The 7,268-nt window shown below is 33.7% G+C and carries 5 protein-coding genes; 3 read left to right on the forward strand and 2 right to left on the reverse strand.

The features are described 5' to 3' along the window. Positions 1–661: 661 nt before the first annotated feature. From B4F31_RS10165 to B4F31_RS10175, 3 genes are all read left to right on the forward strand, one after another. Positions 662–922, forward strand: a complete 261-nt coding sequence (locus B4F31_RS10165) for a hypothetical protein (protein WP_286761250.1) — start codon at positions 662–664, stop codon at positions 920–922. Positions 923–1,115: 193 nt separating this feature from the next. Further along, a complete protein-coding gene (locus tag B4F31_RS10170) occupies positions 1,116–2,429 on the forward strand; it encodes a serine hydrolase (protein WP_286761251.1) in 1,314 nt (437 codons plus the stop codon). Positions 2,430–2,599: 170 nt separating this feature from the next. Continuing rightward, positions 2,600–3,628: a hypothetical protein gene (locus B4F31_RS10175; protein WP_286761252.1), complete on the forward strand. Its 1,029-nt coding sequence runs from the start codon at positions 2,600–2,602 to the stop codon at positions 3,626–3,628. A 126-nt stretch (positions 3,629–3,754) separates the two neighbouring features. On the opposite strand, the gene B4F31_RS10180 is transcribed toward B4F31_RS10175, so the two are convergent. Further along, complete coding sequence (locus B4F31_RS10180) at positions 3,755–4,141, reverse strand: response regulator (protein ID WP_286761253.1); 387 nt, start codon at positions 4,139–4,141, stop codon at positions 3,755–3,757. Between the two features lie 2 nt (positions 4,142–4,143). Then, positions 4,144–6,723: a PAS domain S-box protein gene (locus tag B4F31_RS10185; protein ID WP_286761254.1), complete on the reverse strand. Its 2,580-nt coding sequence runs from the start codon at positions 6,721–6,723 to the stop codon at positions 4,144–4,146. Positions 6,724–7,268 lie beyond the last annotated feature (545 nt).

Raw genomic sequence — 7,268 nt, forward strand, 5'->3', positions numbered from 1 at the left:
CTGGGGCTACTATGATCTAATGACTAAAATAAAATACAAGGCCGAAAAAGCCGGTATTGAACTGATCATTGGTTAAAACATTTTCGAGGGTGCTTGTACACCCGCAAGGTGAGCTGAACATTTCACTCACTAAATGCGCTTAGCATATACAACGCGTGGGTCTCTCTTAAAATTTTTTGAAAGCCCTATAAATTAGAAGTAAGAAAGCTTAATTCTAAACAATTGATTACTAATAATAACAAGTATTTTTAAGCCCGTAAGGTGAATCGAATACTTTGCTCAAAAAGTACGTAGAATATACAAAGACGTGAGCATGCTTGATTAGGTAATCCTACATATATTTTTACCTAGATTTGAGTGGCACGAGGCAAGATCATCTTAAAACCGATGTATCTATAAAAAATCTATTGCAGTAAAGTAAAATCTTTCCTAGATTAAACCGTTAAAAATTAATATTTTCAAACTAATGTCAAGCAGGCCGTTTTCAGGGAATATTAAATTCTACCATGTTTTTCTGGCTGTTATATTCATAATTGTATGCTCTAGCATTTATGTGTCATTTTCAACTGGGCCTATTGATCCGGATATACTAGAAAAGATCAGAGAACACCAACCAAATGATATTCATCAAATAGAAAAAAATAAGATGCAAATCCTCTTTATGAAAGAAAGAGGATGGAATTTTATCATTTTTTCCTGTTTAGTGTTGTCCATTTTTATTTGGATGGTGGTTGCTAACCAGAGAAAAAGTAAGCCCAATTTTATGGGATATAAATTCCGACTTCAGGATAAATTCTCCCAACTGGAAATGCAAACTCTTAGTTTTCAAAACCGGCTTAAAAAGAAGTTTGATCTATTAACTTCAAACGATCTATTGGTGGCTGAAATGCTCGTTGATGGATATTCAACCAAAAAGATCTAAGCAGAATTGAATATTTCCGTTTCCAGTGCAAACACTGCCAGGTATAGGTTGCGAAAAAAAATGGAATTATCCTCAGAAACGGATCTGGTGGCATTTTTAAGAGATATTTGAATTAGTCTATAAGAAATCTATAGGCTTTATTTGCCGTATTGAGCAGAGCATTCAACATTTGTTTAAATGTAAATCAGAAGGCATGCAACGTTTCATTTATTTTATCATCTTTGTTTTTATTTTAAGTAATGCTTACGCTCAGAAGTGGAAGCAACAATTAGATTCTGTTTTAACTATTATAGAAAAAGAGGAACTTTTTCACGGGCAAATTTTAATTGCAGAACAAGGGAAAATAGTTTTTAATAAAAGCTATGGAAAACTTCCAAACCAAGATACCCCAATTACTACCAAGACACCTTTAGCCGTAAAATCTATTACAAAAGCCTTTACGGCAGCGGCTGTTCTTAATTTGGAACAGGAAGGAAAGCTCAATTTATCAGATGAAGTCCAGGTTTATTTTTCAAAGTGGCCCTATGATGGAGTCACTATAAAACACCTGCTTACCATGACAAGCGGTTTACCCAATTTTATTGAAATGGCAGTGAATAAGGGTGACACTACAAAATATATGGAGAACTTAGATATTGTAGATCTTGTGTCTGAGTATCCTGTAAACGTTGAAACGCCAGCGATGCGTTATAATTATCAAAATAGTAATTATATCACACTGGCAGCATTGGTAGAAAAAATATCGGGAATGTCATATGAAAATTATGTCTCTCAGAAAATCTTTCAACCATTAGAATTAAATAACACTTACTTTCAGAACCTTAGCCAGGCCTCAGAAGAAGTAGGTGGAGATAACTTTTATGCCCCATCGGGTGACGGAAACCTATATTCGACTGCAGAAGATCTTTATCGCTTTGAACAATCTTTCTACAATGATAAAATCCTTTCCGAAAAAAACATAAAAAACACCTTTTCGAAAACACTTCTGGCTGATGGTTCTCTCAGTACATATGGTCTGGCCTGGTGGGTGATTGATGATGCTCCGCAAAAAGAATTTTATATTCTTGGAGATGGCCCCAACAAAAGGGCCAGTATCCAGCGATATCCTGATAGCAATTCAACATTGATCTATATCCATAATTTTTCAGGTAGATATTGGAAAGATGTGTATTGGACGGTTCGTAATATTTGGATGGGTAATGAATTTATAATGCCTGAAGCACAATACGAACCAACTGAATATATTATTGACCCGGATCTATATGATAAATATGTAGGAAGTTATTTGACACCAGGTTTCGGTCTACTCCATATTACAGTGGAGAATGAAAAACTGTATTTACGTCCTGATCCTATTCCTGGTAAGGAAGAACTAGTGCCGTCTTCGGACACCACTTTTTATTTTAAAGACCAATCAGTTGAATGGCAATTTTTTTTGGATGATCAAGGAAATGTAAAAGGCTTTGGGTCTAAGGGGAAACCTGAATCAATGGGGGAAAAGCAATAGAATCCTGGACTCAAAAATTGATATATGAAAGGGAAGGGATGTTGAAGTTCCGTAGGAATGATGATTCCTATTCAATTTTCCAGGCATAAATAACAACCAGTATTTTTTATCTTGGAAATAAATAAACGAATATGAAAATTTGCTAATTTAGGTACATTCAATAATGACTTATGAAACTTAGATTTTTACCACCTATACTGTGCTTTTTAATAGCAATTTTCTCATTTTCATGTTCAACCGATTCGGATTCAGATACTAAAGAACCAGAAATTCCTGTAGTAAAGGATCAATACAATTATATAGCACTTCGTAATGATGGTACCTTATTTTCTATTGGAGATAATAGCGGAATAGTTACCAGCATTGGGAAGGTTCCTGGCCTGGAATTCAATACTATATTTAATACAGTCACTTCTTCACCCACGCATACTTATATTTATGAGGCGTGGTTTGATCCCATAGAAGGACGTATTTTTAAACTCAACAAAGAGACCTACCAGAGTGAAAAGATAATTTTAAATTTTCCGGAAGAATTTGGTGATAATCCCGGTATAATGGCAATGGATTGGGATGAAACAAACCAAGAGCTTATTGGTGTAGTGCGACAGGAATTTGATGTACCCAGTTTTGGTAGTCCCATAAAAATCGTTCGAATTAATCCTGTGACATTCGAATTTACAGTTCTGCAGAATATAAATCTTAATACCCAGGGCTATAAAGAAGTTTATTCTTCACAATTAATTGGGCAAAAGTTATATTTAAGCGCCTCAAAAGATAATAAGGTGGACCATACTGATCTTTTAGAAATTGATCTAAATGAGAAAACCTTCAAACTACTGCCACAGGAAGATACTGAAACAGGATTATTGAATTTAGGATACATACCAGGGACTCAAAAATTATTTGGTTTTGCTCCAATTTTAAATTCCAGCTACATGGGTGCTGTACGTCCTTATGTTTATAATATTAATGATGAGGAAATGGAAGAAATTAGTACTGCTTCTAATATCTCGGCAATTCAATTTGCCCATAAAACATTTTATAATTCTCAGATCGATAAGTTTATTGGCTTAATTGCTAAAGAGGGTTTCAGTTTATATTCCTTTGATCCCAATACCAATAAATTTTCATTTTCCTCCATCGAAAATCCGGAGGATCTTTCAACAATGATTGCCATTATTAGTGTAGAAAAATTATAAAGTAATAATTCTCACTTTTGAGGGTTTTACAAAGGATAATCCATAATTACTGCCTTTTCGATCTCGGTTAAACTATAGTTTCTAATTTTTGACTATCAGTAACGATATAAAGACACAAATAAAAAATTACTCTTCAACTTTAACCATCGTCATTAATTTTTCTCTGTGAAGTGGCTTTGTTATATAGGCACTCACTTCTTCGATCAGTTCTGCTTTTTCTCGATCGACTTCAGATATAGAGGAACTGACGATATAAACCTTTGTATGTTTACTAAAACCTGGCCTTATCTCCCTCATTTTTTCTATAAACTCCCATCCATCCATTTGTGGCATATTAATATCAAGTAAAATTATATTTGGCAATCTAAATTCCCGGTCCTTAAATTTTTCAATGGCATCTACAGCACTGCTAAAATGAGTGTGCTCTTGAAAAATCCCAGCTCTATTTATTATTTTTTTTATAATAAGCTGGTAGATTGGATCATCATCTATAGTACAGATATGATTTACCATCTTTAGTTAATATAAATTTTAAAGGAGGAACCTTTACCTATTTCGCTTTTTACTTTTATTCTTCCACCCATCGCCTCAACTTGGTTTTTGGTAATGAAAAGACCAATTCCGCGGGAATTTGTTGAATTACTGAAGGTGTTATAGAGGCCAAATATTTTATCCCTATTTTTATCCAGATCTATTCCTATTCCGTTATCGCTTACCTCTAAAATATATGTATTATTCTCTTGAAAGCCCTTTATGGAGATTCTAGGGTTACGTTCTGCGTGACAATATCTCAAGGCATTCGAAATTAGGTTATGCATTATGCTTTCCAGGTAAGCAGGATTCAAATACAATTCCATATCTTCAGGAACCTCTATATCTATTTCAGCATTTTTTTCTTTTATACTTAAAGCAAAAGACTCCAGGGTGTGAGATATGCAGGATTTTATATTTAAATATTCCATTTTTAGAGAATGATTATTATGGATAGAAATCACCTCATTAAGATCATAAAGTGTTTGACTCAAATTGTTAGATACGGCCGGAAGAAGATTTAAATATTCTTCTTTTTCTTCTTCAGAATCGCTACTTTGATAGAGACCTAGTAAAGATTCAAGATTGCTAGAATGCGATCTTAAATTATGTGAAACGATATAAGAGAAGTTTACTAAACGCTTATTCTGCTCTTTTACCAATTTATAAGAGTCTTTTAAACGTAACTCTGATTCTTTACTTTCCGTGATATTGCGAATATTTAGAACAAATCCCTGGATACTTTCTTGTTCTAACAAGTTGTTGATCGTCATATCATTCCAAATCACTTGGTCTTCATGGATAACAGATCTAAAAATAATATCTGTTAAAGGAGTTCCAGGAAGTTTTTTAGATTCTTCGAGTTTCTTCTTTACATAAGCTTGATCATCGGAATGAACTAAAGATAATAGGGAATTAGTCTTAACCTCTTTTTGATACATCAGTTTTTTAAATGCAGGAGAAGAATAAATAGTTTTCTTGTTCTTATCTAAAATTAGAATCATTTCATTTGAATATTCCACCAGGGCCCGGAATCGGTCTTCACTTTTCTGAAGCTTCCGTTGGGCTTCAACCCTTTCTGTAATATCTTCAATAATTGCTATGTGGGAATTAAATTTTTGTTTTTCGTTCCACAATGGAGTTACACTTAAATGAACCCATCGTATTTTTCCATCTTTGCGAATAAAGCGTTTTGCTATTTGGAAGTTTTTGATCTCATTACGCTGTAGCTTTTTTAGTAGGTTTTGGTTTTCCTGAATTTCATCAGGATGGGAAATTTCTATAAAGGGCTTATTGGTAAGTTCCTCTTCGGTGTAGCCGATCAAATTTTGGAAGGCCTTGTTACTTTCAAGTATGTTTCCGGTATCAGAATCTGTTCTGGACATTCCTACCGCTGCCTGATTAAAAATAGTTCTGAATTTTAGTTCGCTTCTCCTTAATTCCTTCTTTACACGTTCACTTTCCGAAATATCTTCAATTAAAGCTATATGGGTTGATGGTTTTTCTCCTAACTGCCAAAGCGCAGAAACTGTTAACCGGACCCAGATATACTCACCGTTCTTTTTTAATAATTTGATTTTATGCGAATATTCTTTCCTTTTGTTATTGCAAAGCTCTCGCATAAGCCTTTGGTTCTCATCAAAATCAACCTTAGTAGTGATCGTTTTAAAGTCTAGTTCTAATAATTCCTCGTTAGTATACCCTAATTGCTGTTGTAATTTTGAATTTGATTGAAGTAAGATCCCCGTATTAGAATCAATTACAGCCATACCAATTGCTGCCTGGTTAAATACAGTCAAAAATTTGTTTTCGCTTTTAAAAAGTTGCCTCGATTTTTTATCAACTATTGCTTTTAAAATTTCCGGCTCCCTCGAATATTTGTATAATATAAAACCAAATAATCCTGATAAAAATATTATTAAGAGCATTCCTGGTAATAGTATATAAACTATTTCATTGGGGTTCTTAGGAAATATATAAAATTTCCAATCGCCGTCTGGAAGAGTAATTTCTTCAGAATATGATTTATCGAAGTTTTCAAATGCCGGAAGAAAAAAGGTTTCTTTCCTTGTGGAATTTTCAATTTTGGAAAATTGAAAATTATATTCTTCATTAGAAAACTGATCTATTCCCGACTGCGCTAAAAGGTTATCCAAACGTATTATTACAGCACTAAATCCCCATAATTCATTATTTTTAAGAATAGGTAATCTGCCAATTACAGCTAGCCCACCCTGTTTTAGTTCCAAAGGGCCCGCGAAGAACATTTGTTTATCCTCTACCGCTCTTAAAGCTTCTATTCTATGAATTTTTTTTTCAAAAATTTGTAACCCAAGGGCAGCTTTATTTTCTTCAAAAGGGTAGACATGGGTTATGACACCGCCCTCAACTATTTCTACTGCGTTAATATTAGGATTGTTATCAACTAATCTTGAGGCGACTTCTTCAAAATTCTTGACTTCTCCCTCATTATTCACTTGCATGCCCAAGCTCAAGGCTGCGGAATAGCTATATTTAAGAGCCTGGTTCATATTCTTTTCTACCAGGTTTATGATGGTGGACATCTCCCTTCGCTGAGCTTCCTTTAGAATCCTATACCGTTGATAGAGCATAAAATTCCCAATTAATAGAAATATGATAAAAGTAATAAAGCCAATAAATATTGGCTTCTTAAAATATGAGATTCTAAGGCCCAGATTTTTGACTGCCATTGCCTTTGAAATGTTAATAATTTGTGAATGAATAAATATAGAAATTAAATCTTAATTACTGTGCTCAGCAATGAATAACTGCCAATAATCTAATATTGCTAGGAGCTGAAGGTAATTGTTGTAAGAAAAATACTATGTATAAATTGGCTTGTGGGCTATTTAGAATTTAATAAAGATTTTGTCTTAGTGATTAACAATTGAATTGTTTGGATAACTGTTTCTTACTTCACAGAACTATTATAAAAGAGAAAATATAGATAACCCCTAAATGAAGTGTGTTCGCAAAAATTAGGGGAGTAGCAAGAGGATAACACGCTACGCTGTGTTGGGTAGTCATTTTCGTAAATTTTAGGGCTTTATGATGGTAAATAAGGTGAAAACATTTTTCCGTGAAAAAT

Origin of the sequence: Salegentibacter sp. UBA1130 (genome assembly GCF_002311535.1) — a bacterium.
Lineage (GTDB): Bacteria > Bacteroidota > Bacteroidia > Flavobacteriales > Flavobacteriaceae > Salegentibacter > Salegentibacter agarivorans.